This window comes from Pseudomonas sp. Seg1 (assembly GCF_018326005.1).
GTDB lineage: Bacteria > Pseudomonadota > Gammaproteobacteria > Pseudomonadales > Pseudomonadaceae > Aquipseudomonas.
Map to the genome: position 1 here is coordinate 813,470 of NZ_AP021903.1, position 26,814 is coordinate 840,283.

The 26,814-nt window shown below is 61.4% G+C and carries 23 protein-coding genes; 15 read left to right on the plus strand and 8 right to left on the minus strand.

The genetic code is table 11. The features are described 5' to 3' along the window. Window positions 1–38: 38 nt before the first annotated feature. Together KI231_RS03430 and KI231_RS03435 are read left to right on the plus strand one after the other, a co-directional pair. Window positions 39–509, plus strand: a complete 471-nt coding sequence (locus tag KI231_RS03430; protein ID WP_213027446.1) for a prepilin peptidase — start codon at window positions 39–41, stop codon at window positions 507–509. A 124-nt stretch (window positions 510–633) separates the two neighbouring features. Then, window positions 634–1,407, plus strand: coding sequence for a response regulator transcription factor (locus tag KI231_RS03435; RefSeq protein ID WP_283246356.1), 774 nt, complete (start codon window positions 634–636; stop codon window positions 1,405–1,407). Between the two features lie 28 nt (window positions 1,408–1,435). On the opposite strand, the gene KI231_RS03440 is transcribed toward KI231_RS03435, so the two are convergent. Together KI231_RS03440 and KI231_RS03445 are read right to left on the minus strand one after the other, a co-directional pair. After that, window positions 1,436–1,852, minus strand: coding sequence for a response regulator (locus KI231_RS03440; RefSeq protein WP_103306298.1), 417 nt, complete (start codon window positions 1,850–1,852; stop codon window positions 1,436–1,438). Window positions 1,853–1,911: 59 nt separating this feature from the next. Then, a complete protein-coding gene (locus KI231_RS03445) occupies window positions 1,912–2,115 on the minus strand; it encodes a Flp family type IVb pilin (protein ID WP_103306297.1) in 204 nt (67 codons plus the stop codon). Between the two features lie 338 nt (window positions 2,116–2,453). Between KI231_RS03445 and cpaB the strand changes: the two genes are divergently transcribed. The 10 genes from cpaB to KI231_RS03495 all read left to right on the plus strand — a co-directional run bounded on the left by cpaB (window position 2,454) and on the right by KI231_RS03495 (window position 13,665). Further along, window positions 2,454–3,401, plus strand: coding sequence for a Flp pilus assembly protein CpaB (gene cpaB / locus KI231_RS03450; protein ID WP_213027448.1), 948 nt, complete (start codon window positions 2,454–2,456; stop codon window positions 3,399–3,401). 21 nt (window positions 3,402–3,422) lie between these two features. Further along, window positions 3,423–4,694 (plus strand): type II and III secretion system protein family protein, encoded by a 1,272-nt coding sequence (locus KI231_RS03455; protein WP_103306295.1) that lies wholly within the window; start codon window positions 3,423–3,425, stop codon window positions 4,692–4,694. Continuing rightward, window positions 4,691–5,881: a CpaE/TadZ family protein gene (locus KI231_RS03460; protein ID WP_103306294.1), complete on the plus strand. Its 1,191-nt coding sequence runs from the start codon at window positions 4,691–4,693 to the stop codon at window positions 5,879–5,881. The genes KI231_RS03455 and KI231_RS03460 overlap by 4 nt, the downstream gene beginning before the upstream one ends. After that, a complete protein-coding gene (locus KI231_RS03465) occupies window positions 5,878–7,149 on the plus strand; it encodes a TadA family conjugal transfer-associated ATPase (protein ID WP_213027449.1) in 1,272 nt (423 codons plus the stop codon). Before KI231_RS03460 ends, KI231_RS03465 begins: the two co-directional genes overlap by 4 nt. A 10-nt stretch (window positions 7,150–7,159) precedes the next feature. After that, complete coding sequence (locus tag KI231_RS03470; protein WP_103306292.1) at window positions 7,160–8,044, plus strand: type II secretion system F family protein; 885 nt, start codon at window positions 7,160–7,162, stop codon at window positions 8,042–8,044. After that, window positions 8,041–8,931, plus strand: a complete 891-nt coding sequence (locus KI231_RS03475) for a type II secretion system F family protein (protein WP_213027450.1) — start codon at window positions 8,041–8,043, stop codon at window positions 8,929–8,931. Before KI231_RS03470 ends, KI231_RS03475 begins: the two co-directional genes overlap by 4 nt. Window positions 8,932–8,941: 10 nt before the next feature. After that, window positions 8,942–9,643, plus strand: a complete 702-nt coding sequence (locus KI231_RS03480) for a tetratricopeptide repeat protein (protein WP_213027451.1) — start codon at window positions 8,942–8,944, stop codon at window positions 9,641–9,643. After that, window positions 9,643–9,921, plus strand: coding sequence for a DUF3613 domain-containing protein (locus KI231_RS03485; protein ID WP_213027452.1), 279 nt, complete (start codon window positions 9,643–9,645; stop codon window positions 9,919–9,921). Before KI231_RS03480 ends, KI231_RS03485 begins: the two co-directional genes overlap by 1 nt. A gap of 633 nt (window positions 9,922–10,554) precedes the next feature. Further along, a complete protein-coding gene (locus tag KI231_RS03490; RefSeq protein ID WP_103306288.1) occupies window positions 10,555–10,917 on the plus strand; it encodes a DUF6124 family protein in 363 nt (120 codons plus the stop codon). 342 nt (window positions 10,918–11,259) lie between these two features. Continuing rightward, entirely contained in the window at window positions 11,260–13,665 is a 2,406-nt protein-coding gene (locus tag KI231_RS03495) for an autotransporter family protein (RefSeq protein ID WP_213027453.1), read from the plus strand. A gap of 129 nt (window positions 13,666–13,794) precedes the next feature. On the opposite strand, the gene KI231_RS03500 is transcribed toward KI231_RS03495, so the two are convergent. The 4 genes from KI231_RS03500 to KI231_RS03515 form a co-directional block, all read right to left on the minus strand. Next, complete coding sequence (locus KI231_RS03500; RefSeq protein WP_103306285.1) at window positions 13,795–15,465, minus strand: ShlB/FhaC/HecB family hemolysin secretion/activation protein; 1,671 nt, start codon at window positions 15,463–15,465, stop codon at window positions 13,795–13,797. 133 nt (window positions 15,466–15,598) lie between these two features. Then, window positions 15,599–17,212, minus strand: coding sequence for a collagen-like triple helix repeat-containing protein (locus KI231_RS03505; protein ID WP_213027454.1), 1,614 nt, complete (start codon window positions 17,210–17,212; stop codon window positions 15,599–15,601). Between the two features lie 412 nt (window positions 17,213–17,624). Beyond that, the gene (locus tag KI231_RS03510; protein ID WP_103306283.1) at window positions 17,625–18,479 is read right to left on the minus strand and encodes a MaoC family dehydratase; all 855 of its coding nucleotides are present in this window, start codon (window positions 18,477–18,479) and stop codon (window positions 17,625–17,627) included. Between the two features lie 2 nt (window positions 18,480–18,481). Then, the gene (locus KI231_RS03515; protein ID WP_213027455.1) at window positions 18,482–19,834 is read right to left on the minus strand and encodes a 3-oxoacyl-ACP reductase; all 1,353 of its coding nucleotides are present in this window, start codon (window positions 19,832–19,834) and stop codon (window positions 18,482–18,484) included. 239 nt (window positions 19,835–20,073) lie between these two features. Here KI231_RS03515 and KI231_RS03520 point away from each other — a divergent pair, with 239 nt between their 5' ends. From KI231_RS03520 to KI231_RS03530, 3 genes are all read left to right on the plus strand, one after another. Continuing rightward, window positions 20,074–21,351 (plus strand): acetyl-CoA C-acetyltransferase, encoded by a 1,278-nt coding sequence (locus KI231_RS03520; protein ID WP_213027456.1) that lies wholly within the window; start codon window positions 20,074–20,076, stop codon window positions 21,349–21,351. A gap of 341 nt (window positions 21,352–21,692) precedes the next feature. Beyond that, window positions 21,693–22,589, plus strand: a complete 897-nt coding sequence (locus KI231_RS03525) for a PA4780 family RIO1-like protein kinase (protein ID WP_103306280.1) — start codon at window positions 21,693–21,695, stop codon at window positions 22,587–22,589. A gap of 232 nt (window positions 22,590–22,821) precedes the next feature. Next, window positions 22,822–24,030, plus strand: a complete 1,209-nt coding sequence (locus KI231_RS03530; protein ID WP_213027457.1) for an MFS transporter — start codon at window positions 22,822–22,824, stop codon at window positions 24,028–24,030. Here KI231_RS03530 and cueR read toward each other — a convergent pair. Continuing rightward, window positions 23,984–24,397 carry a Cu(I)-responsive transcriptional regulator gene (gene cueR, locus KI231_RS03535; RefSeq protein WP_096819703.1) on the minus strand — a complete coding sequence of 138 codons (414 nt, stop codon included), beginning with the start codon at window positions 24,395–24,397 and terminating at the stop codon, window positions 23,984–23,986. The two genes, KI231_RS03530 and cueR, sit on opposite strands and share 47 nt — an antisense overlap. Beyond that, a complete protein-coding gene (gene cueA / locus KI231_RS03540) occupies window positions 24,394–26,787 on the minus strand; it encodes a copper resistance metal-translocating P1-type ATPase CueA (RefSeq protein WP_213027458.1) in 2,394 nt (797 codons plus the stop codon). The genes cueR and cueA overlap by 4 nt, the downstream gene beginning before the upstream one ends. Window positions 26,788–26,814: the final 27 nt, after the last annotated feature.

The window sequence follows — 26,814 nt, forward strand, 5'->3', positions numbered from 1 at the left end:
CATAGAATCATTCGGCCAAAACGGACGTTTTTTACCGCATGCACAGCTTTGTCCTACTGATCTGGCTGACACTTTGTGCGGCGCAGGATGCCCGCCAGCGGCATATCGGCAACGGCCTGACCCTGGGGGTGGGCGGGCTGGCGCTGGGATACTTGTTGCTCACCGGCCACACCTGGCTCGGCGCCGACATGGCGCAAGCAGGCTGGGCAGTGCTGCTGGCCGTGGTGCTTTCTGTTCCTGGTTATATCCTGAAACGTTTTGGCGCCGGCGATGTGAAATTAATGACAGCCTTGGCGCTTGCGACGGACGGTACGCTGCTGCTCGGCGCGTTCATCGGTGCAGCATTGTCCAGCGCCCTGTGGATCCTGCTGGTGCCAAAACTCTGGCTGCATATGAGTCAAGGGCTTAGAGAACGTCTTCGATATCTAGGGCCAGACAAGTCAAAAAAGCTGCCATTTGCACCGTTCGTGCTAATCGGAACAATCCTGACTTTGCTTTGGATCCATTAGTCGCCGCATGCCACTACTGCTATGTACATAGTCGGAAAGTGCGTCTACTTTCAAATCAACGTTGTACAGCTTCGCGCTGTCAGTACAGGAACGGTCAGCCTTTGGCCTGGGCATGGAGTGGCAAGTGAACAAGCTTACGTCTGCGGTAAAGGTGCTGGTGGTCGACGATCAGCCGCTGATTGTCGAGGAACTCTGCGAATTCATCGAAAGCAGCGGCTACCGTTGCGTGCCTTGCGAATCGAGCAAGCAGGCGATCGAACAATTCGTCGAAGACTCCGCCATCGGCCTGGTCCTGTGTGACCTGCATATGCCGGACATGGACGGCATTCAACTGGTGCAGGAACTGCAACGGCTGGCGGGCAAGCATCGCGTGTTCGAAGCCATCATGCTCACCGGTCGCGCCGACAAACAGGACGTGATCAAAGCCTTGCGCGCCGGGATCGCCGACTACTACCAGAAACCGATTGATCTGGACGAACTGCTCGAAGGTCTGCAACGCCAGGAAGTGGCATTGCAGGAACGGCAGAAAACCCTGCAATTGGGCCATCTGAATCAGAAGCTGCAATACCTCTCCGAGTCGATCGACGATCTCTACCAGGACCTCGACAAAGTTCGCCGTGGCCCCGCGCCTGCAAGTGACGATACGTCGGCTGAGCTGGAAGGCGTGGAGATACCGGCGATTTTCAATCAGCTGTCGCCACGTCAGCTCGACGTCGCAAGGTTGGTGGGCAAGGGCCAGACCAACTATCAGATCGCCTGTGAATTGGGCATTACCGAGAACACGGTAAAGCTCTATGTCTCGCAAGTGCTGCGTCTGACGCACATGCACAACCGCACCCAGTTGGCCCTGGCGTTGTCACCCGGCAACTCGGGACGGCAACGGGTGACCGCGCACTGACTTCAACTGACCCCCGCACTCAACGGGGTCACACCCCGCGAACGCTACTGACCTTGGGCTTGGGAAACAGGTTGTCGAGGGTTTCCAGCAAGCGCACGTGGTAGATCGGCTTACGGAACAGATCCAGCACCTGCAAGCGCAGCATGTCGCTGACGTCCTCCATGTCCGCATGCCCGGAGGTGACGATCACCGGCAGATGCTGGCGCGAGGTGTGCTCACGCAGGCGTTTGATCAGCGACATGCCGCTTTCTTCCGGCATGCGCAGATCGGTGATCACCAACGCGATATCGGGATGGCGGGTGAGGTGATGAAGGGCGAGTTTCACCGACGTCGCGGTGTGACAGGTGAAGCCTTCGCCCTCCAGCAACTCCGCAAGCTCCAGCAGTGCGTCCTCCTCATCGTCGACGAGGAGCAACTGCTGGCGTGGAGTGTGTGAGGAGTTCATAGGCAACACCTGCAATGGACTGAGTGCTGACGGTAGAACCCAATGGCTGCATTGACAAGTTATCCGCCGAGCGCGGTCTGGATCTGGGTCAGAATCGCGGTGACACGAGTGCCGATGCCCGAACCGAACGCGGCAATCACCAGCGCCACCAGACCGACCACCAACGCGTACTCGATGGCGGACGCGCCTTCAGTGTCTTTGGTCAGACCTTTGAAAAATGTGGTCGTGGATTTGATCTTTTGAACAATGAGGGAATACGACATGAGAATTCTCCTTGAGCACGCCAGGTGTTGCGCGTTCGCAACATGATTTCCCTGTGCCAGCATCAGCATTGTCGGCATTTCTCGAGCCTACAACTGTAAGAACGGATTAACCCTAAAGTAGTAGGGGGCCGATTCACGGCATAAAACGACATTTGGCGCTTCAGGCCTCTACTTTCGTTGGATATTTCCGCCTTCGTAATGGCGTTTTGTTCGGGCTGCGCTACCGTCAAATAGCGAAATAGTTACTTGTTCATAGCTGCCTGATTGCGAAGTTATCTCGTTGAACGTCACGGGTCACTGCAAGAGAGACAAAGCGCAGCGGGAAAGGGAGAGCCGTCATGAACAGTCGCGTCACCTTGGGTCTGGCCGGGTTGTTCCTGGCAGGCGCCATCATTGCCGGATATTGGGGGCTGACATTGAGCCGGCCATCAGTGGCCGAACCGGTCGCTGCACCTGCCGTGGTGCCGGTCGTACCGCCCGCCGCCAAGGCCGAACCCGTGGAAGACCCCACACGCCAACCCGTCGTTGTGCTGCTGCGGGACATTGCACCCTTCGTGAAAATCACTGCGGCTGACATTGCCGTGGAAAAACTGCGCACTGCACCCGCCGGTAGTCTGGGCAACGTCGATCAAGTGATCGGCCGCACGCCGTGGCGGCCCTTGAGTGCCGGCAGCTGGTTGAATGAAGAGAGCTTCGAGCCGGGCAGCCAACTGGCACGGATGATTCGCCCCGGTGAGCGCGCACTGGCCGTGGCGGTGGATGAGGTGATCAATGTCGGCGGGCAATTGGCGCCCGGCGATTACGTCGATGTGCTGCTGTTTCTGCGCAAGGACGAAAGCAATCCACAGGCCTCGGCGCAACTGGTGGTTCCGGCGGTGCGAGTGCTCGTGGTCGGCAGCCAGAGCGGCCTGACCAACGACGGCCAGCCAAGCAGCCCCGCGCGCAGTGACGACGAACGATTGAAACAGGAACAGCAACGCATGGCCGCACGCAGCGTGGTGCTGGCCGTGCCTGAGCCGTTGCTCAACCGCTTGATGCTGGCCTCCGGCGCCGGGGTGTTGCGCTTGGCAGTGCGCAGCGCCGATGAGCAACAACTGGCGAAATACTGGGCTGGCGAAAACGATGTCGCCACCCGTCTCGACACGCCGCGCCGCGACCTGCTCGAGTTCAGCCAGTTGTCTCTGGCAGCACCGCCAAAACCACTCGCTGTGGCCGGACAACCGACGGCGCGCAAACCCACCGTGGAAGTCATCCGCGGTGCCGAAAACGCTCAACCCACTCCCTGATTCGAGCAAGGACGCCTTTACATGCGCACACGCTTTACGCCCCTGTTCAACGGCTTGTTCCGCGCCTCGCTGCTGAGCGTCGCCTCGATCGGCACGGCCGTTGCCGCCGCGAGCAACTGCGCCGCCCTCGGTCCGTTGCCGGCGACACTGGAAGTCGGCGAAGGCCTGCAACAGGCGTTGCAATCGCCCGTGGCAATCACTCGGGTGGCGGTGGGCGATCCGAAAATTGCCGATGTGCGCGTGACCGGCGATCAGGGCATCCTGCTCACCGGCGTCGCGCCCGGCGCCACCACACTGATGATCTGGAGCGCGTGTGCCAGTGCCCCGCGCCAGAGCATGGTGTTCGTACAAGGCAAGGCGAGTGCGGCGATGAAGGCGGTCTCATTGCCGGCCTCCGACGACCCGAATCTGCCCTCGCAAGTGCAGACCGACATTCGCTTCGTCGAAGTCAGCCGCACCAAACTCAAAGAGGCGGGCACCTCGATCTACGGCAAAGGCTCGAACAATTTCCTCTTCGGTGGACCGGGCACGGTGCCCAACACCGGGGTCACGCCCGGCGTCGTGCCGCTGAACAATATCGACCCGCGCATCGCGGTGCCGAGCATCCCGCTGGCCAACGACATGTTCAACATCGTCTGGGGCGGCGGCAGCAGCAAATTCCTCGGCATCGTCAACGCACTGGAAGGCAGCGGATTCGCCTACACCCTGGCGCGCCCGAGTCTGGTGGCGTTGAGCGGGCAGAGCGCAAGTTTCCTCGCCGGCGGTGAAATCCCGATCCCGGTGCCCAGCGCCAACAGCAACAGTTACTCCATCGAATACAAGGAATTCGGCATCCGCCTGACCCTGACGCCGACGGTGGTCAGCAGTGACCGCATCGCCCTGAAAGTGGCACCCGAAGTCAGCGAGCTGGATTACAACAACGGCGTGACCATCGGCGGCACCAAAGTGCCGGCCTTCACCATCCGCCGCACCGACACCAGCATCTCGCTGGCCGATGGCGAGAGTTTTGTGATCAGCGGTTTGATCAGCACGCAAAACGCTTCACAGGTGAACAAGTTTCCCGGCTTGGGCGACATACCGGTGCTCGGCGCTTTTTTCCGTAACTCCTCGATCAACCGAGAGGAGCGCGAGCTGCTGATGATCGTCACCCCGCATCTGGTTCAACCGCTGGCCGTCAACGCACCGTTGCCTTCGCTGCCGGGTGAAAAACTGCGCAACTACGACCCCAACTGGTATCGCCTGTACTTCCTCGAAAACGGCAACTTCGATAAACGCAGCGGGTTATCGCAATGAGCCAGAGCCTCAGTCAGACCTTCCTCGCCATCACCCGCAACGACACCGATCTTGAGTGGTTGCAAGGTGCGCTGGCGCCGCTCGGGCAAGTGGTCAGCGCCGGGGGCGGCAGCCTTGACGAGTTGCTGGCGCTGGTTGACGTGACCTTTGCCAGCCTGGTCTTCGTCGGGCTTGATCGCGATCATCTGGTGGCCCAGAGCGCCCTGATCGAAGGCGTGCTGGAAGCCAAACCGATGCTCGCCATCGTCGCCCTCGGTGACGGCATGGACAATCAGTTGGTGCTCAACGCGATGCGTGCCGGGGCGCGGGATTTTGTCGCCTACGGTTCACGCTCCAGCGAAGTCGCCGGGCTGGTGCGGCGCCTGAGCAAACGCCTGCCAGCCGTGACGCCGAACGCCCAGCTCGGTGGCTTGACCGTGCTCTACGGCGTGCAAAGCAACGCCGACGGCGCGCTGCTCGCCAACCACATGGCGCTGGTGGTGCAGAAGAGCGGCCAGCAAACCCTGTTGCTGGATCTGGGTTTGCCGCGCGGCGACAGCCTGGCCTTGCTCGGGCTTGAGAGTTCGTTCCATTTTGGCGATGCGCTGCGCCACTTGCGGCGGCTCGATGCGACCCTGATCGACAGCGCCTTCACCAGTGCCGAGGCCGGCCTGCGCATTCTCGCCTACGCGCCTGGCGACGAACCGCTGGAGCGCACCAGCGCCGCCGAGTTGTACATGTTGCTCAGTGCCCTGCGCCAACACTTCCAGCACATCGTCGTCAACCTTACCGGCCAGCCCGACAGTGAGGCGCTGCGCACCTTCGTCAGCCATTGCGACAAGCTGTTGTGGTACACCGACCAGAACGTGCTCGACTGTCGGCGCAACCTCGCCGTGCTCAATCTGTGGCGCGAAAAAGGCATGAAACTCGACCACGGTCGGCTGCTGGTGGATCGCTACCTGCGCAACGTTGCGCCGGATTCCGAGACCCTCGGCAAGACTTTCGGCCTGGAGGTGATCGCGGTACTCGCGTTCAGCCCGGAGATCCGTCTCAACGCAAAAAACCAAGGCGTGACCCTGTTCGAACTGGCCCCGCGTGAGGCCATCAGCCAAAGCCTGCGCACCCTTGGCGAACGCTTGGCGAAACGCTCCGAAGGCCTGGCCAAACCCAAGGCCAACTGGTTCAACCGCTTGCGAGGCACCTCATGAACGGCGAACAACTGTTCGGCGGGCCGCAGCGCCATGCCTCCGGCAACACTGATCACGATGGCCTGAAACTGGTGTTGCACCGCTACATCATCGACGCCATCGAAGAGTCCGGGAAAAACCTGCTGGAGGGCTCGCGGCAGGTGCTGTCGCAATTTGTCATCGACAAGGTCGCCGAATACATCGCGCGCCTGCACCTGGCGATTTCTCGTTATGAAATGGAGCGTCTGGCCGAAGAAATCGTCGATGAGCTGACCGGTTTCGGCCCGTTGGAAGTGCTGCTGCGCGACAACGCGGTGACCGAGATTCTGGTCAACGGCCCGCACCGGGTGTTCATCGAACGCGATGGCGTGCTGCATATGAGCGACTTGCGCTTTATCGATGCGCATCACGTCGAGCGGGTCATGCAACGCATTCTCGCGCCGCTGGGGCGGCGTCTCGACGAGTCGTCGCCGATGGTCGATGCGCGCCTGCCCGATGGCAGCCGGGTCAACGCGATCATCCCGCCGATTGCCCTCGACGGGCCGTGTCTGTCGATCCGGAAATTTCGCAAGGACATGCTCAAGAGCGCCGACCTGATGGCGATGCAAACCATCGATCAGGCGATCTACGACTTCATCGAGGAAGCCGTGGGCAAGCGCTGCAACATCCTCATCAGCGGCGGCACCGGCACCGGCAAAACCACGTTGCTGAACATCCTCAGCCAGTTGATCAATCCCCACGAACGGCTTGTGACCATCGAAGACGTCGCCGAATTGCAGCTCGGCCATCCCCACGTCGTGCGTCTGGAAACCCGCCCGCCGAACGCCGAAGGTCACGGCGAGGTGAAGGCCAGTGACCTGATTCGCAACGCCCTGCGCATGCGCCCAGACCGGATCATCCTCGGCGAGATTCGTGGCGTCGAAGTGGTCGACGTACTCACCGCGATGAACACTGGCCACGACGGCTCGATGAGCACCGTGCACGCCAACAATGCCCAGGATGCCTTGCTGCGTCTGGAAACCCTGGTCGGCCTGACCGGGCGCACCATCGCCGAACGCACCTTGCGCCAGATGATCTGCGCCGCGCTGGATGTGGTGATTCAACTGACGCGCATGCCCGACGGGCGCCGCTGCGTCAGCGAAGTGGTGGAGGTGGTCGGCGTGCGTGACGACGTCTACGTCACCAACACCCTGTTTCGCCTTGATCGGCGCACTGGCTTCGGCTTCCTCCGCGAGGCGGTCAATCCGGCGGGCGACAAGTTGCGCCGCGAACCGGCGCTCGCGCATTGAGGGCTACGGCATGCTCAAACCGCTGTTGCTGATCGTGATTTGTCTGGCCTTGCTCGGGCTGTCGCTGCGGATGTTTTACACCGGCTGGCGTCAGGGCGGTGCCGAGCGGGTGCTTGATCGGCTTAATCAGGGGCAACCCCAACTGACCGCGGATTCGCCGCGCTGGGCCGGTCTTGAACGCGCCTTTTTGCGCGCCGGACTGGGCCGGCCGACCGAGCGCATCGGTGTCTGGCTGCTGCTCTGGGGTTTCGCGGTGCTCATCGGTTTTGCCTTGGCGGGGTGGATCGGTCTGCTGGTGCTGCTCGTGCTGCCACCGCTGGCATTGCGCGTGTATGTCAGTTGGCGCTACCAGCGCCGGTTGCGGCGCATGATCGAGCAACTGCCGCAATTGCTCGATCACACCGTGCGCAGTTTGAAGTCCGGGCGCACCCTCGCCGATGCGGTGCTGGGTGGCATCGAGGCCAGCGAATATCCGCTCAAAGACGCCATGGGCCGGGTCCAGCGTAACGTGCAGTTGGGCGTGAGCCTGCCGGACGCCGCGTCGGATCTGGCCGAGCTGTACGAGCGTGATGAGTTTCGCCTGTTTGCCCTCGGTCTCAAGGTCAATCATCGCTACGGCGGCAACGCCAGCGAGTTGCTGGAAAACCTCATCAAGATGATCCGCGAGCGTGATCAGGCCTCCCGCCAATTACGCGCCATGACCGGTGAAACCCGCCTCACGGCCTGGGTGCTGGGTTTGTTGCCGATCATCATGGCCGGGTACTTCCTGATGGCCAATCCGATTTATCTGGTCGCCATGTGGCACGACCCGTCCGGGCAGCGAATGCTGGCCACGGCGTTCGGCATGCAGGTGATCGGCAGTCTTCTACTCTGGCGGATGCTGCGCAGCCTATGACCACGCCCCTGATGATCAGCGCCGTGCTGTTGCTCGGCGCCGCGCTGTTGCTGCTGGTCAGCCTGTTGGAGCAGCGCCGCCGCACCCGGCAAGTCAGCCGTCGACTGGAGGGCGACCTGCTGCGGGAAAACCGTTTCGGCAATCTGCTGCAAGTGCTCGGCGACAGCAAGGTCGGCCAGCGCAGCGTCAAACTCGACAATGAAACCCAGGCCCTGCTCAACCGTCTGGGCTGGCGCAGCGCGCGCCAGCGTTCGTTGTTCGCTGCCTGCCAGATCGGCTCACCGTTATTGCTGCTGGCGCTGACGGTGTTGCTGCAATCGGTGTTTTTCCCGGCCGTGGAAAAGCAGTGGATCGCGCCGTTGTTCGCCCTCGGCGTCGGCTATCTGTTGCCCAAGCGACTGCTGGTGATTGCGGTCGCCCGACGGCAGAAACAACTGGCGACCGAGATCGGTACATTCATTCCGCTGCTGCGCATCCTCTTCGAATCCGGCATGGCCGTGGAGCAGGCATTACGTGTCCTCAGCCATGAGGGTCAGGCTTTGCTGCCGGTGCTGACTCAGGAGCTGCGTCTGGTGCTGGCGCGTGTCGACTCGGGTCTTGAACTGGGCGAAGAACTGAACAAGGCCACGCAATTGCTGGCGGTGGATGAGTTCACCGACACCTGCGTGATCCTCCAGCAACTGCTGCATCAGGGCGGCGGCGCAATGAAGTCGCTGCTGTCGCTCAAGCAATTGCTCGATGACCGACGCCTGACGCGTCTGCAGGAATACATCTCGAAGATGTCCGCGAAAATGTCCGTCGTGATGATGCTGTTTCTCTTCCCGGCGTTATTGATTGTCCTCGCCGGCCCGGGCTTCACTGCCCTGGCGAAAGCGTTGGGTGCATGAAGGAGTGGTGATGAAAGCAATGATTGCAGGCTTGTGTTTGTTGATGCTCGGTGGCTGCGCCAATACCGGGCAGAACCCGTGGGAGGCGCTGACCAACAGCGCCAGTTGCGGCAAGTTGAGTTCCGATCAGCAGCTGTCGCTGAACCTGGCCGATGACATGGCCAATGACGGCAAGCTGCACGCCAGCCTGGCCAACCTGCAAAGCCTGCCGGACAACCTTGCCGATGTGCGTTTGCGCAAGGCCAAGGTCTATCGCCTGCTCGGGCGCAGCGAGGCCGAACCGCTGTATCGCAGCCTGCTCGGCACCTGCCTCGCCGCCGAGGCCGAGCATGGTCTGGGCCAACTCGCCGCGGCGAAATCCGACTACGGCCAGGCGCAGGCGCATCTGCAACGTGCCGCACGGTTGGCGCCGACCGACGAAAAAATCCGCAATGACCTCGGTGTGGTGTACCTCAACCAGTTGCGCATCGAAGACGCACGTTTCGAATTCCTCACCGCCATGGAGCTCAAGCAGAGCGATCAACTGGCGGCGCTGAATCTGGTCACGCTGTTGCTCTATCAGGACGACTGGACCCGCGCCGCCGAACTGGTCAGCCGTCTCGGTCTGAGCCCGGCGCAATTCAGTGAGGCCCAGAGCCGCGCGGAAAAACTCAAGTCGCCGAGTCGCGCCACCGTCGCTGTCACGGCGATGCTCAAGTCAGGAGAACTGTGATGAAAACCGCGATGTTTTGTCTGGGCTTGTTGGCACTGCCGCTGACCAGCCACGCCATCGACGCCGGCCCGGCCTCGGCCCAGCAACAGGAAACCGAAGGCTGGCTGCAACTGCAGGGCCGCAACAAAGTCGCCTCGCCGAAAGTGCAAACGGCCACGCCGACCGAGCGTGAACTGACCATGCAGCGTTGGCTGAAAAGCTATCAGCACGAGATCCCGCAGTTTTTCGATCAGGAGCAGGGCGGCAAGGTCGACAGTGGCTCGGGGGGCGGGGGCTGACAGTTTTTCAGCAGGTTTACCGCGTCATCGTTCATCGCTGGCAAGCCAGCTCCCACAGGATTTGCATCAGTCTTGGGTTTGCACATGAACCTGGGGAGCCAGCTGCCAGGGGATTTGCATCAGATCTTGGATCTGCAAATGAACCTGGGGAGCCAGCTGCCATGGGATTTGCATCAGTCTTGGGTTTGCACATGAACCTGGGGAGCCAGTTGCCACAGGATTTGCATCAGTCTTGAATTTGCACACGACCCCTGTGGGAGCGGGCTTGCCCGCGATGAGGCCCGCCCAGTCACCCCATCATCAGTTGTTTAAATATGTGTGGATTTACCGGAACTGTCCCACAAGGTTTTCAGGTTGTCCGTCGGACGTGCGCTCACTAGTCTTGGGCGGTCGCTGACCTCTCAGCGATCGGGTGTGGAAACCTGAATTCTAAGTAGATGCACTGCATCAGCACCGTAATCGTTGCCGACGTCTTCGTTCGTCTGCAAACTGCGTCGCGGCGGCTGTGCGTGGGCAGACTTCGGTCTGGCCGGTTGCCTACTTATCGGTTTTCCACCCCGCGTACAGCTGCCACCTTTTTATCGTGTGGAAACGATCGGGAGGTGGCTCCAACAGCCAAGTAGGAGCTTTTTCATGGACAAACTGATTCCCGACCCACCCCTCGAAACCACCACCCCGCTCGAAGAAATCCTGCGCGCCGAGGACCAGGCCAGAAACCGCGAAGCCATCAAACGCGCCCTCGATTTCTACCTCTGCCCCAATCCCGTCAAACCCCGCCAACCCAGCACGATGTTCCTCGTCAACCCGAGTGTCGACACCGAAAGCCTGCTCGCGCACGCTTGCGAATCACTGGCCAGTGCCAGCGCGGCGACCAGCAACTTCGCCAATGAACTGAGCGGCACGCAGCGCAGCACGGTGTTGGGCATCCAGCAGGTTGTCATGCTCGCCGAACTGGCGGTGAACCGCGCGCTGGACCGGGTGGACCCACAGACCTGATCCGCAGGTTTACCGCGTTATCGTTCATCGCTGGCGAGCCAGCTCCCACAAGGTCATGCGCTGATTCAAGACTGATGGAAAACCTGTGGGAGCTGGCTTGCCAGCGATGAGGCCCTTTCAGCCATCCCCAAACTTGTTGCCTGTCCGTTCTGCGTCGGAGCCGCCGCAGTGGGCTATCGAAAAATTGACGCCATCACGTTGACATTTTAATGGTGTCGAAATGATGGCTCGTGTAGATTGCGCCGCGCCCGGATCAGATGAACTGGTGGGCCGGTAGGGATGCCAAAGTGAATGCGTGAACCCTGCTGAAACCGTATTTGCTGTTTTGGAAGGGAATCTCGCGTGAACACTTCTTGCCTGCGCCGCTCGTTATTGGCGCTTTCCGTTGCTGCTGCCACTTTCAACGCCCCGACTGCGTTGGCCGCCACGCTCAATTACGATCTGAGTGGCGGGCCATTGGTCAGCGTCAGGAAAACGTATGACTTCCTCAATCTCGTCGGCTCGATAAACGTTGTGGAGACTTCGCCGTCGGCCATGACCAGCGCCGCGCAGTTTTCCGGATCGCGGGTCAATGTCGAGATGACCAACAAGGCTGCGATCGCCATTGATGGTGCCACCCACGGTGTCGGGATCGACATAAAGTCAGCGGGTATTTCCTGGGTCGGACTCGGTTCGAACCTCATTCACGAGGGCTCGATCACCGTCAATGGTCTGGCCGACAGTGGTGATTCGACCGGTATCGCGCTAAAGGACATGCCGATCACGCGTCACCTGCTCAACAGAGGCACTATCACCGTCACCGGCAATAACGCCACAGGGATTTCGCTGATCGGCACGACCATCGGCGACGGTGTGAACAATGACCTCGGTGGCAACATCATCGTCAGTGGTAACAATGCCCGTGGCATTTACATGGAAAACACCCGGCAATCAGCGTCGATCTACAACGTCAAGACGATCAAGGCCACCGGCAATGGCGCAGAAGGGCTGTCATTGAACGGCGCAGCGTTTGTGCCGAGGGCGAGTGACAGTACCGACAGCATTTTCAACATGGGCACCATTTCCGGCGAAAGCATTGGCATCCATGTGAGCAATCAGCCGGCCGCGCAAGGCTCGTTCAATATCACCCTCGGCGGGGGACTGGTCGAAGGCCGAACGGCTGCCATCCAGGTGGACGATGGGCGCAGTTATTTGTACTGGTGGGGCGGCGACATCAAAGGCAATTTGCTCGGCCTGTCCGGGATGGCGGTCGATGGCGAAGTCGACTTCGATGGTTCGCTGATCAAGTCCGGTTACGTGGCCATTCAAAAGGCCACGTTGAATCTGGTGCAGCCTCACACCACGATCATCGGCAATCTGGACATGGAAGACGCCGAATCGAATATCGCGATGTCGGTCGGCAATGACACCGATATCAACCGGCCGATTCTGACGGTCAGCGGCACCACCGACATCGCACCGGGCGGACACCTGCAGTTGCAGGCGCGCTCCAGCGATTTCCGCACCGCCGCCGCCGGCAACCGATACACCTTGATCAGTTCGGGCAATCTCGTCGGTGGGGAAAACCTCGCCGTCGAGTCGACCTCCGCGCTGCTCTATGTAAAAAGCTATGGCGTCGAAGGCAACGACATCAAGGCATTGGTCAGCACCAAGTCGCAGGAAGTGGTGACGGAAAACACGCTTGATGCCGGTGGCAGCCACAACGCTGCAACGGCGGCAGGACATTTGACCAGCCTGATGTCACGCATCGACGAGCAGGATCCGGTGTTCCAGACCTTCGCCAATGCCAGCACCGATGCGCAACTGGCGCGTCTGTCCGAGTCCCTCAGCCCGGATGTCAGCCGAGGCGTGCTGCACGCCGCCACCAACAGCCAGACGCTGGTCTCCGGCGTGATCAACGAACGCTCCAGTCGTGCGCGCAACGCAATCGGCTCGCCGGAAAAAGGCGTGTGGCTGCAAGCCCTGAGCAGCGATGCCAATCAGGACGAGCGCCGCGGTGTGTCGGGTTATGACGCCGACAGCCACGGGATTGCCGTGGGTGCCGACGGCCAGTTGAACGCAGACACGACGCTGGGCCTGGCTTACAGCTACCTCGATACCGACGTGAAATCCGACCTGGGCAGCAAGACCAAAGTCACCGGTCACGCGCTGACGGTCTACGGCAACTGGGTGCATGACAACTGGTTCGTCGACACCTCGTTGATGTACGGCTGGAACGACAACGAGTCCAAGCGCTACATCGCCGGCACCCGCGCCAAGGGTGATTACGACAGTGATGTGTTTGGCGTCAGTGCCCTGGCCGGTTACAGCCTGCGTCTGATGCCGGATGTCGTGCTGGAGCCGCAAGTCGGCGCACGTTACGCCAACGTGGGCATGGATGCGTATCGCGAGAAAGGCAGCGCCGCCTCGCTGAATGTCGGCAGCCAGCGTTACGAAGTCGGTGAGTTGGGCATGGGCGCGCGTCTGGCTGCTGCGTTTGCAGTCGGCGCAGGCAGTCTTGAGCCTGAAGCGAAACTGATGGCCTGGCACGACGTGATTGGCGACAAGGTTGCTACTCAATCTTCGTTTGTACAGGGCGGCGATTCGTTCACCAGCCGCGGCACCACGCCAGTGCGTGACAGCTATGAACTGGGCCTGGGCGCGAACTACCGGATGGGCGCGTGGAGTGTCGGCGGTGCCTACAACTACGTGACGGCCAGCGGATTTGATTCCGATGGTTTCACGGCGAAGGTGCGTTACGCGTTCTGATCCATCAGATAACCGCGTGATCGTTCATCGCTGGCAAGCCAGCTCCCACATTTGGAATACGTTCCAACCTGTGGGAGCTGGCTTGCCAGCGATGGCGGTCTGTCAGCTCAACAGATTTATCTGACACCCCTACAGCTGATAACTGAAGCTGATGCTGTACCGCGTCCGCCGATTGAACGTGTCCAGCGCTTCATCCGACATCGCCTTCGCCGCTTCCAGCGCAATGTTGTAGTACTTGGCGTCGCCGAATCTCAAACCCACCGCCGCCGACGACAAGTTGTTGGCCTGCACCGGCAATTCATTGAACCAACTGCGCGAACGATCGAGCACCACGTACGGTTGCAGGATGCGCACCCAGTTGCCGTCGCGATTGAAACTGTAGTTGACCTCGTAAGCCACCCCCCAGCCCTTGTCGCCCGACGCCTGATCATCGGGATAACCGCGCCCGAAATTCTGCCCGCCGAACACTGCGCGTTCGCTGTCCGGGAGGGTGTCGTCGCTCCAGTACAACGCGGCCGACAGCACGCCTTGCCAGTTGTCGAAGAACTTGTCGCTCTGCACGCCGGACAGGCGCACCCGGAAGAAGTCGAGGTCGATGGCGTTGTTGTTGGTCTTCGCGCCCATGCTGTCCAGGCCCTGGTACACGCCACCGCTGAGAATCCGCAATTGCCGGGCATCGGCCTTGCGCCAATCGCTCTCGAAAGCGAGGGCGCGGATGTCGGTGCGTTCTTCGACGCTCAGCGGGTAACCGATGACGTTGTAGCGAGTCTTGTCATTGACCGCGTACAGCCGCGATCCGGCGGTCAGCAGTTCGTTGGAAGCCGCGATCAGGGGGAGGGTGAAGCCGATCGAATAACGGTCGTTCTCCCGATGCGGTTTGAGTTGCAGGCCATTGTCGAGCAGCACATTGGTGCCGGGGTCGGCACGGTAGCGGGAGGCGGAAAGGGCCAGTTGCGTACCTTCGCTATCGAGGAACTGGCTGTAGTCGAGGCGGTAGTAATGTTCTTTGTCGTCACCCGGCGGAAACAGACCGCTGAGGCTCAATTGCTCGCCCATGGACGTCTGCGAATTGCTGCTCACGCCGAGTAAAGCTTGCGTGCCGTTGCGGTTGTCTTCAGTGGTGCTCAGCGTGCTGGTGAACGGTTTGCGGCTGGCTTGCGCGACCAGCGTTGTGGCGCCATCGGTGGTGCCCGGCGGCGGTACTTGTGCCTGGATCGTCACGCCGGGGATGCGCGTCATCAACGTGGTATAGCGCTCGAACGTCTTGCGGGTCAGCGGCCGCTCGGCCTGGATTTTCGCCGCCAGTTTGTCGAGCAGGCCTTTGACCCTGCCGACATCACCCTGCATCTGCACATCCCGCACGTAACCTTCGACCAGTACGACGCGGGCGACGCCGTCGTCGAAGTTCTGTTGCGGTAAAAAGGCGTAGGACAGCAGGTAGCCGTCCTGCTGATAGCGCCGGGTGATGTTGCGCGTCGCTTCGATCAGCTCGGCGAGGCTGGTTTCGTGGCCGATAAGTGGTTTGTAATTGTCGGCCAACTCGTTCAGCGGATAGATCGTGCCGCCCTCGATCTGCACGGTTTTGAGATTGACCTTGGTGCTCATCATCAACGGTTGCGCGGCAGTTGCGCCGGGGTCTGGCACCTGCAACGGCGCGGCAGCCGGGCGATAGGCGTCGGCCGGCAAATTCGGCACGGGCAGATTACGGATGGTTTCGTTGCTGTTGAGAAAGCTGGGGAGGGTGTCGGCGAGGGCGGCGGAACTGAGACTGAGGCACAGCAGGGATGCCATAACGCGCATAGGACACTCCATGGTCAGATCACAGCACAGGGCTGGGTTCTCCTAAGAAAAAAGCGGAAGACTCGTGGGAATCTTCCGCCCTCAACCAAGCGTAGGCGCTGTATGTGAGGCCGTCGAATCGGCCAGGTGCAATTTAGCGTTTGTTGCCTCCCAGGGCGCCGGTCAGGCCACCGAGTACTCCGCCCAGACCGCCCGTGGTGCCGCCGCCGGTTGCGGTTCCGGTGCCGCCGTTGACCAGGCCGCCAACCGCTGCAACGGTACCACCGACGTTGTTGACCAGACCTCCGACGGCTGTGGTAACCGGGTTGTTGGTGGCGGCAATCGCGCCACCCAGATTGCTGACCGCACCGCCGACTTGACCTGTGAGCGCGGCGACTGGCGAGCCGAGACCAGTAGCGGCGCCGACTTGCTGGGTCACGTTGGTGACGGCGCTGGTGACCGGATTCAGACCAGCACCGACGGTGGCGCCGACAGTGGCCAGTGGCGAAGTCGTTGCAGTAATCGGTGAGCCCGAACCGCCGAGCACGGTGTTCAGCGAAGCGACGGTGTTACCCAGTCCGCCTGCGGCAACACCACCGGCACTGACCACGCCGTTGGTATTGCCAGCGTTCAAGCCTGTGCCGACGTTAACCACGGCGCCGCCCACGGTTTGCAACAGACCCGTGCCGCCGAGGCCGCCACCCAGTCCACCGCCGATACCGCCACCAGTTCCTGAGCCGGTGCCGTTGGACACCAGCCCACCCGCCTTGCCAACCGCTGTGCCGACGTTGCTCACGGCACCGCCGAGGGTGTTGGTCACGGCGTTGCCATTGCCAGCAGCGGTGACCTTGCCGCCCAAACCGTTCACGGTGCCGCCGACTTGCGAAATCACGCCTTTGAGCGGATCACCGAGGCCGGTGGTAGCGCCGAGTTTGCCGGTGGTGCTTTCAACCATGGCGATCACCGGGACCAGGCTGGCGCCGACTTTATTGGTCAATTGGCTGGTTGGGCCATTGGTCAGCGTGGTGTCGAGGGTATCGCCGAGCATGGTGACTTTCTCGCCAACGCCGTCGAGCAATGGTGCCACTTTGGTGACCACGCCGCCGACCACGGGAACGCTGCCGGTGGCGGTTGCCAGTTTGCCGCTGAGGTCGGACACGCCGTTGCCGACATCGGTAACAACTCCGCCGACCGAGGCCACGGTGGTGGTCAGGCCTTTAGGGTCGGTCGCCAGTTTGCCGACGCCATTGGCAATGCCATCGCCCAGCGTGCTGACGACGTTGCCGGCGGTGTTCGCCGCGCTCTGCACCACGCCACCGACCACTGGCACAGTGCTCAGGGAGTCGCCAATCTGACCGACGCCATCGCCGACGCCGCTGACGGTTTTGCCCACATCCTGCACCAGGGTGGTGGTTACCAGTGACGGAGTAGTTGGATTGGTCGGGTTGGTTGGATCAGTCGGGTTCGTTGGATTGGTTGGATCCGTCGGGTTGGTCGGATTGGTCGGATTAGTCGGGTTGGTTGGATTGGTGCCTCCCGTTCCGCCCGTACCGCCAGTGCCTGCAGTGCCGTCTGTGCCACCGGTACCGCCAGTGCCACCGGTCCCACCCGTGCCGCCGGAGCCATCGGTTCCTGCGCTGCTAGCGGGAGAAGAACTCCCGGAACTGCTTTTATGGCCGCCACCGCCACTGCTGCAACCGGTGAGGCCGAGGGAGAGAATCAATGCCAGAGCGATTGCTGATTTGCACCACACGTCTTGAGTTTTCATGATCGAGATTCCTTGCACCTGTTACAACGTTCGTTGTCTTCGATGGCTCCCCGGTCTATCGCCGGTGATGCCTCCGTCCGTTGTGTCAATCTCAGTCCAAGGGCAGGTTCCAGGCCATTCTCAAGTTGGTATTAACGCCTTTATATATAAGGTGATGCGCAGCGCCTAAGGACTAATACCCAAGATATAGACGCGCAAAAAAAAGCCTTGAGAATCAAGGCCAGGTGTTTGTCGAAGAGGTGGTCAAGGTGCGGAAAAACTTAAGTGATATATACACAATTTACAGGTCGGCCCCTATTTCCCGGGCGCTGAAAACCTTGTGGTGACAGGGAGCTTTTGTGGTGAGGGGATAAATCCCCTCACCACAGAGATTCCTTCACACAAATTCTGTTTTCATCACCCACTTCTGGATTCAGGCAATCGGCTGCCAATTGCCCACCATATGCTCCAGATCCCCCGCCCCCACCAGCCGCAATTCGCCACTGGATCCCGCTTCGCTGGCCAGCAACGTCACCTCACTCGGCAATCGCACCGGTTTGCGAAAGTGCACCGCGATCTCCAGATTGGCCTTGGGTAAATGATCCGCCAGCGCCGCGAGTGTGCGGGCCTTGTTCCACAAGCCGTGGGCGATGGCCGTGGGAAAGCCGAACAACTTTGCGCTCGCCGCGCTCAGGTGGATCGGGTTGTAGTCTCCCGACACCTTGGCGTATTGCCGGCCAATGTCTGCCGGCGCCTTCCAATGGGCCACTTCCGTCAGCGCTTGCGATGGCTGCCAATGCTGTTCGACGGCTTCACCGTCAAGTTTTACCCCGCGACAGAGCATCTGACTTTCGGCTTCCCACAACGGCCCGAGCTGATCATCCAGCGTGGTCAGCAGATCGAACGTCGCGCCCTTGGGATGCGCTTGCAGATTATTCACGCGCACGCTGACTTGCGCGCGACTGATCGCGCCCATCGGCCGCAGCACGCGAATGCGGTTGCTCAAATGAATCAGGCCCAGCAGCGGAAACGGAAAGTCCTTCGCCGTGAGCAACTGCATCTGCAAGGCAAACGCGAGGATGTGTGGATAAGTCGGCGGCAGCAGACCGTCGTCGGTAAAACCGCAGACCTTGCGATAGTCCGCCAGGCGTTTGCCATCGACGTCGACCCAGCAGCGCAAGCCGCTGTCGGGCAGTTGCGTGCCAGTGATCTTGCGTCGCGTCGCCGCCCGCGCATATAGCCCGGTCAGGCTTGGTTCGCGGTCCAGTGTGTGCCATTCGATGCTCATGCCTAAGCCCCCAGAACACTTTGTCCACAGACCCGCAGCGCCTGCCCGGTGAACGCGCCGGTGCCCGGTTGCGCCAGCCAAGCCACGGCCTCGGCGACGTCTTGCGGCAAGCCGCCCTGGCCCAGCGAACTCATGCGTCGTCCGGCCTCACGCAGGCCGAAAGGAATGTGCGCGGTCATCTGCGTTTCGATAAATCCCGGCGCCACGGCGTTGATGCTGATGCCGCGTTCCAGCAGTGTCGGCGCCCACGCCTGGGCCAGGCCGATCAAGCCAGCCTTGCTCGCGGCGTAGTTGGTTTGCCCGCGATTACCGGCGATACCGCTGATCGAGGCGAGCAGGATCACCCGCGCGTTGTCTTTCAGCGTGCCGCTGTCGAGCAGGGCTTTGGTCAGCACTTGCGGCGCATTGAGGTTGACCGCCAGCACCGCGTCCCAGAATTCCGGAGTCATGTTGGCCAAGGTCTTGTCGCGAGTGATCCCGGCGTTGTGCACCAGAATGTCGAGGCCGTCCGGCAGTTGTTCGATCAGTTGCGTGGCAGCGTCCTCCGCGCAGATGTCGAGGGTGATGCTGCGCCCGCCGAGGCGCGCGGCGAGGGCTTCAAGATCGGTCTTGGCCGGCGGCACGTCGAGCAGGATGACCTCGGCGCCATCGCGTGCCAGGGTCTCGGCAATCGAAGCGCCAATGCCGCGCGCTGCGCCGGTGACCAGCGCCTTGCGCCCGGCCAGTGGTCGCGTCCAGTCGGTGACCGGCGTCGCGCACGCGGTCAGGCGAATCACCTGTCCGGAAACGAAAGCACTTTTCGGCGAAAGGAAAAACCGCAGCGGGCCTTCCAGCTGATCTTCGGCACCGTCACCGACATAAATCAATTGCAGCGTGCCACCGCTGCGCAACTCCTTGGCCAGCGAACGGGAGAACCCTTCCAGCGCCCGTTGTGCGCTGGCGGCGAACGGATCGCTCAGGGTTTCCGGGGCGCGACCGAGGATCACCAGGTGGGCGTTGGATTCAAGATTTTTCATCAGCGGCTGGAAGAACTCGCGCAGCTGTTTGAGCTGATCGGTCTGTTGCAGATCGCTGGCGTCGAACACCACAGCCTTGAGTTTCGGGCCAAGGCCGGGAATCCATTCGGTAGCGCTCGCCGGTTGCTCGCCGTAGCGGTAAATCCCCTCGGTCAAACGATTGGCGAAGGCGCTGACGCGCTCGGCCAGCGGCCCGCCGCCGATCAGCAGCGCACCCTCCACCGGCCGCAGGCGTCCGGCCTGCCAGCGCTCCAGTCGCACCGGCGACGGCAGGCCCAGAGCCCCGACCAGACGATGGCCGATGGACGAGTTGGCAAAGTCGATATAGCGGTCAGACATGGAACGCTCTCCAAATGTTGGGGTTCAAAGTGTGGACTGCCAATGGCAAACAATCGTTCGATCCACGCAATAAGGCCTACGCTAGAACAGCAGAGTAGACCACTGACCCTGTGCGGGCTGGCTTGCCAGCGATGGCGGACTGTCTGCCACTGAAGGTGTTGGATGTGCCGGCCCCATCGCTGGCAAGCCAGCTCCCACAGGGTTCTATGTGAACCTGGACATCTAAAAAGGAGCTTTTCATGAGTCAGCTGCGCCGCGTCGCGATCATCGGCGGTAACCGTATCCCTTTCGCCCGTTCCAACGGACCGTACGCTACCGCCAGCAATCAGGCGATGCTCACCGCCGCCCTCGAAGGCCTGATCGAACGCTACAACCTGCACGGCCAGCGCATCGGCGAGGTCGTGGCGGGCGCGGTGCTTAAATTGTCACGGGATATGAACCTGACCCGCGAATGCGTACTTGGCTCGCGCCTGTCTCCGACCACCCCGGCCTATGACATCCAGCAAGCCTGCGGCACCGGCCTGGAAGCGGCGCTGCTGGTGGCGAACAAAATCGCCCTTGGCCAGATCGACAGTGGCATTGCTGGCGGCGTCGACACTACCTCGGACGCGCCGATCAGCGTCAGCGAGGGTTTGCGCAAGATCCTCCTGCAAGCCAACCGCGCCAAGACCACCGGCGACAAACTCAAAACTTTCCTGCAACTGCGCCCCCAGCACCTGATCCCGGAATTCCCGCGCAATGGCGAAGCGCGCACCGGCCTGTCGATGGGCCAGCACTGTGAGCTGATGGCGCAGACCTGGCAGATTCCCCGCGAAGAGCAGGATCAACTGGCCCTGGAAAGCCATCACAAACTGGCCGCGTCCTACAGCGAAGGCTGGCACAACGATTTGATGACGCCGTTCCTCGGCCTGACCCGCGACAACAATCTGCGCCCGGACCTGACCCTGGAAAAACTCGCGTCGCTGAAACCGGCCTTCGAAAAAAGCGCAAAAGGTACGCTGACGGCGGGCAACTCCACGCCGCTCACCGATGGCGCTTCGGTGGTGTTACTCGGCAGTGAGGAATGGGCGAAAGAGCGCGGCTTGCCGATTCTCGCTTACCTGCGCGACGGCGAAGCGGCGGCGGTGGATTTCGTCAATGGTGCCGAGGGCCTGCTGATGGCGCCGGTTTATGCAGTGCCACGGTTGCTGGCGCGTAACGGGCTGACCTTGCAGGACTTCGACTACTACGAAATTCATGAGGCGTTCGCTGCGCAGGTTTTGTGCACGCTCAAGGCCTGGGACGATCCTGAATACTGCAAAACCCGTCTGGGGCTGGATGCGCCGTTGGGTTCGATCGACCGCAGCCGGCTTAATGTCAAAGGCAGTTCGCTGGCGGCGGGGCATCCGTTTGCCGCGACGGGTGGGCGGATTGTTGCGAATCTGGCGAAGTTGCTGGATGCGGCGGGCAAGGGCCGGGGGCTGATTTCGATTTGCGCCGCGGGCGGCCAGGGCGTCACTGCCATCATTGAAAGATAAATCGGATCCTGTGGGAGCGGGCTTGCCCGGGATGAGGCCATCAGATTCAATATTTTTATTGACTGGGATATCGCCATCGCTGGCAAGCCAGCTCTCACAGGTTTATGCGGGCATGTTCAAGGCCACTTACAGGCCAATGTCAGATTCTGTCGCAAATGCCCTCAACACCGATCAGCTACATTCACCACCGCCTCGGCTATGATTCGCCGCGGTCAGATTTTCGGCACAGTGTGTGCATTCTCAAGGTTCACAGGTCGGCAACCCCTCCCCGAGACGCGAGGATTGCCGTATAACGAGTGACATTCGCGTGTTTGGTAATAAAGGACCCACAATAAAAGCTGATGAAGACTCCAAAACGCATTGAACCCCTGATCGAGGACGGTCTGGTCGACGAAGTGCTGCGCCCACTGATGAGTGGTAAAGAAGCAGCTGTTTATGTGGTGCGCTGCGGCAATCAGTTACGTTGCGCAAAGGTCTACAAGGAGGCGAACAAACGTAGTTTCCGCCAGGCGGCCGAGTATCAGGAAGGCCGCAAGGTTCGCAACAGCCGACAGGCCCGAGCGATGGCCAAAGGCTCCAAGTTCGGTCGCAAAGAGACCGAGGATGCCTGGCAGAACGCCGAGGTGGCGGCGCTGTTTCGTCTGGCCGGTGCCGGTGTGCGCGTGCCGAAACCGTACGACTTCCTCGATGGCGTATTGTTGATGGAACTGGTGGCCGACGAATTCGGCGACGCCGCGCCGCGTCTGAACGACGTGGTGCTGGAGCCGGATCAGGCCCGCGAGTATCACGCGTTCCTGATTTCGCAGATCGTGCTGATGTTGTGTACCGGTCTGGTGCACGGTGACCTCTCCGAGTTCAACGTGCTGCTGACACCGACCGGCCCGGTCATCATCGACCTGCCGCAAGCAGTCGATGCAGCGGGCAACAACCACGCGTTCAGCATGCTCGAGCGTGACGTTGGCAACATGGCCTCATACTTCGGCCGTTTTGCGCCGGAGCTGAAGACGACCAAGTACGCCAAGGAAATGTGGGCGTTGTACGAAGCCGGCACCTTGCATCCGAACAGTGTGCTGACCGGTGAGTTCGACGATCCGGAGGACCTGGCCGATGTCGGCGGGGTGCTGCGCGAGATCGAAGCGGCGCGGCTGGACGAAGAGCGCAAGCAGGCGATTCGTGCGGCAGATGACGAGCCCAAGGGCAAGTCGGACGAGCCACCGCCTCCGCCATGGATGCAGTGATCGTGTAAAGAGAAACCCGGCTTCGGCCGGGTTTTTTTGTGCCCGCCATTTTCCAGACAGCACCCAAAAAACCTGTGGGAGCTGGCTTGCCAGCGAAGGGGCCTGTACAGCCAATACATGTCTTCAGGCAGAACCACCGCTATCGCTGGCAAGCCAGCTCCCACAGGGGATGGTGGTGTTCTTGAAATGCGTGTGGGAATCTTGTCTGCTTCCGCACACTCAAGGACTGAATGTGACCACCCCCCGCAACGCCTCCCTGATCATCACCGCCCGACTGATCTCCGATTTCGGCGCTTTCCTCAACATGGTTGCGCTGGCCACGTACGTCTATCTGCTGAGCAACAGCGCCATGAGCGTCGGCATTTTCCTCGCCAGTCGCGTCGGCGGCGGGATTTTCGCCAGTCTGATCGGCACGCGGTTCTATCGGCGCTGGAGCGGGCGTTTGCCGCTGATTGCATTCGATCTGCTGCGTGCCAGCGTGCTTGGTCTGTTGCTGATCGTGCCGGTCAGTCAGCAAGCGCTGCTGTTGCCGCTGATTGCCTTCGGGCTGGGCTTTGGCAACTCAATGTTCGCCATCGGTCTCAACAGCCAGTTGCCCAGGTTGATCGAACCGTCGCAGTTGCTGAAAACAAACGCGTGGATTACTTCGGCCTCTTCGGCGGCGATGGTCGGCGGCAGTCTGGTCTCGGGGTTGCTGGTAGCGGGTTTTGGCTTCGAAACGGTGTTCACCCTGAACGCGCTGACCTATTTGCTGGCGGCGCTGTTGATTGTGCCGCTGCGTTTCGACGCTCCGAACCATAAAGCAGAGCCCGAGCGCGGCGAATGGTCGGCCCTCAAGCAAGGCCTGCGCAGTGCGCCAGTGATTGCCGCCATGCTCGCCGTGACGATGGCCGACACCTTGGGCAGCGCCGCGCACAACGTCGGTTTTCCGATCATCTCGAAACTGCTCTCGCCCGAGTCGGCGAGCACCACGTTGGGCCTGATGCTGGCGGTATGGGCCAGCGGCAAACTGCTCGGTGCACGGATCGCCAGCCGCCTGAAAGGCTCGGACAACATCCATCTCGAACGGCGGTTTTTCTTTGGCGTGGCGCTGATGTCCTGCGGTTTCATCCTGATGTTTCAGCAGCACAGTCTCTACGGATTGCTGTTGTTTTCCTTGCCGGCCGGGCTGGGTGACGGCTTCTCAGAAGTCGGCCTGATGTCGCGGCTGCAACGCGAACCGGAACACCTGCGCCTGCCGATTTTCAGTTTCCTGACGCTGCTGCAAATGACCGGATTCGGCGTCGGCATGTTGATCGCCGCGCCGTTCTACGAGTGGTGGACACCGGGGGCCGTGGTCATGCTGTTCCACGGCATTCCCCTCGGCACCTTGCTCACGGTGAAAGGGCTGGCGCTCAGGCGCGGGCGGGTTGTGCGCAGCAGCCCGACGCCAGTTCCTTGAGGATCGGGCAATCAGGGCGATGGTCGCCCTGACAATGCTCGACCAGATCCTGCAAGGTGTCGCGTAGCTCGCCGAGTTCGCGGATCTTCTGGTTCAACTCGTCGATGTGCTGCCGCGCCAGCGCCTTCACATCGGCGCTGGCCCGCTGGCGATCCTGCCAGAGCGTCAGCAGTTTGCCGACTTCTTCGAGAGAAAAGCCGAGATCGCGCGAACGCTTTATAAAAGCCAGTGTGTGCAAGTCATCATCGCCGTAGACCCGATAACCGCTGTCGGTGCGATGGGCCGCTTTGAGCAAACCGATCGACTCGTAGTAGCGGATCATTTTCGCGCTCAGACCACTGTGCCGGGCCGCTTGGCCGATGTTCATCGGTGCTCCTCCAGATCCTTGGGTTTCCAGGTTTTCAACAGTAGCGCATTGCTCACTACGCTGACGCTCGACAACGCCATCGCCGCGCCGGCCAGCACCGGGTTGAGGAAGCCGAACGCCGCCAGCGGAATGCCGATCAGGTTGTAGACGAAGGCCCAGAACAGATTCTGGCGAATCTTCGCGTAGGTCTTGCGGCTGATCTCCAGCGCCGCCGGCACCAGCCGTGGATCACCGCGCATCAGCGTGATGCCCGCTGCGTGCATGGCGACGTCGGTGCCGCCGCCCATGGCGATGCCGATGTCGGCGGCAGCGAGTGCCGGAGCATCGTTGATGCCGTCGCCGACCATGGCGACGACGCCGGTTTTCTTCAGTTCGGCGACGGTGGCGGCTTTGTCCGCCGGCAGAACTTCGGCATGAACGTTTTTAATGCCAAGGGCCTCGGCCACCACGCGCGCACTGCCGCGGTTGTCGCCGGTCAGTAAATGGCTGTGGATATCGCGTGCGGCGAGTTGTTGCACGGCTTGCAGTGCGCCCGGCTTCAAGGTGTCACCGAAGGCGAACAAACCCAGTACGCGCAGCTCGGGGCTTTGTTCGATCAGCCACGACAGGGTTCGGCCTTCGGCTTCCCAGGCCTTGGCGGATTCGCTGAGGTTGCCTGCACTCAATCCGCTTTCTTCCAGCATCCGCCGATTGCCAAGGGCCAGACGCCGACCGTCCAGCGTGCCAGCGATGCCACGACCGGTCAGTGACTGGCTGTCGCTGATATCCGGCACCGGCAGATTTCGCTCGGCGGCCGCGTCCAGCACCGCTTTGGCCAGCGGATGCTCGCTGCCGCGTTGCAGGGCCCCGGCCAATTTCAGCAGCGTATTTTCATCGCCATTGACGGCACTCAAATGCGCGATGCGCGGGGTGCCGGAGGTCAACGTGCCGGTCTTGTCGAACACCACGCTGCTGACTTCATGGGCGCGTTCCAGTGCTTCGGCGTCCTTGATCAGAATGCCGTGCCGCGCCGCCACGCCAGTGCCGGCCATGATCGCCGTCGGCGTGGCGAGACCGAGGGCGCAAGGGCAAGCGATCACCAGAACCGCAACGGCGTTGATCAACGCGGTTTCCAGCGGTGCGCCGTACAGCCACCAACCGATCAGCGTTGCCAGGGCCAGGACCAGCACGGTCGGCACGAACACCTGGCTGACTTTATCCACCAGTTTCTGGATCGGTGCTTTCGCCGCTTGAGCGTCTTCGACCAGACGAATGATCCGCGCCAGCACGCTTTCCGCGCCGAGTGCGGTGGTGCGCACCAGCAAGCGACCTTCACCGTTGATCGCACCACCGGTGACTTTGTCCCCCGGTTGTTTCGGCACCGGCAGACTCTCGCCGCTGATCAAGGCTTCGTCGGCGTGGCTCTGGCCCTCCAGCACTTCACCGTCGACCGGGAAGCGCTCGCCGGGTTTGACCAGCACTTGATCGTCGAGGCGCAGGGCGCTGATGGCGACGTCCTGTTCGCGGCCGTCGATCACCTGAATTGCCCGTTCCGGCCGCAAGGCTTCAAGGGCGCGGATGGCACTGGCGGTCTGGCGTTTGGCGCGGCTTTCGAGGTATTTGCCGAGCAGCACCAGGGCAATCACCACCGCCGACGCTTCGAAATACAGATGTGGCATGCGCCCGGCGGCAGTCGCCCACTCATAAAGACTCAAGCCATAACCGGCGCTGGTGCCGAGGGCGACAAGCAAGTCCATGTTGCCGGCCCCGGCGCGCACGGCTTTCCACGCCGCCACGTAGAACCGTGCACCGAAGATGAATTGCACTGGCGTGGCGAGGGCGAATTGCGCCCAGGCGGGCAGCATCCAGTGAATGCCGAACGGTTGCAGCAACATCGGCAAGACTAGCGGCAGGGCGAGGGCGATCGCGCAGATCAAAGCCCAGCGCTCGTGCTTCAGGCGCTGTTGCTGGTTATCGGTGGGTGGGTTTTCGGCTTGCCAGACGCTGGCTGAATAACCGGCCTTGCTGACGGCATCGAGTAGGGTTTGCGCGTCGATCTGGCCGAGCAGTTCGAGGTGCGCGCGTTCATTGGCGAGGTTGACGCTGACGCTTTTCACTCCGATGACTTTGTTCAGGGCGCGCTCGACACGACCCACGCAGGAGGCGCAGGTCATGCCATCAATTTTCAATTCGAGGGTATGTTGCGGCACGCTGTAACCGGCGCGCTCAACGGCGTCCATCAGCGCCGGCAAGCTGTCGCCGGGCGCGTGCACGCGGGCCTGCTCGGTGGCGAGGTTGACGCTGACGGCACTGGCGCCGCTGACTTTGCTCAAGGCCCGCTCGACACGCCCGGCACAACTGGCGCAGGTCATGCCGGCAATCGGCAGATCGAAAGTGATGGATTCGGACATCGGTCACGCTCCCTGTAGAAGTTGCCT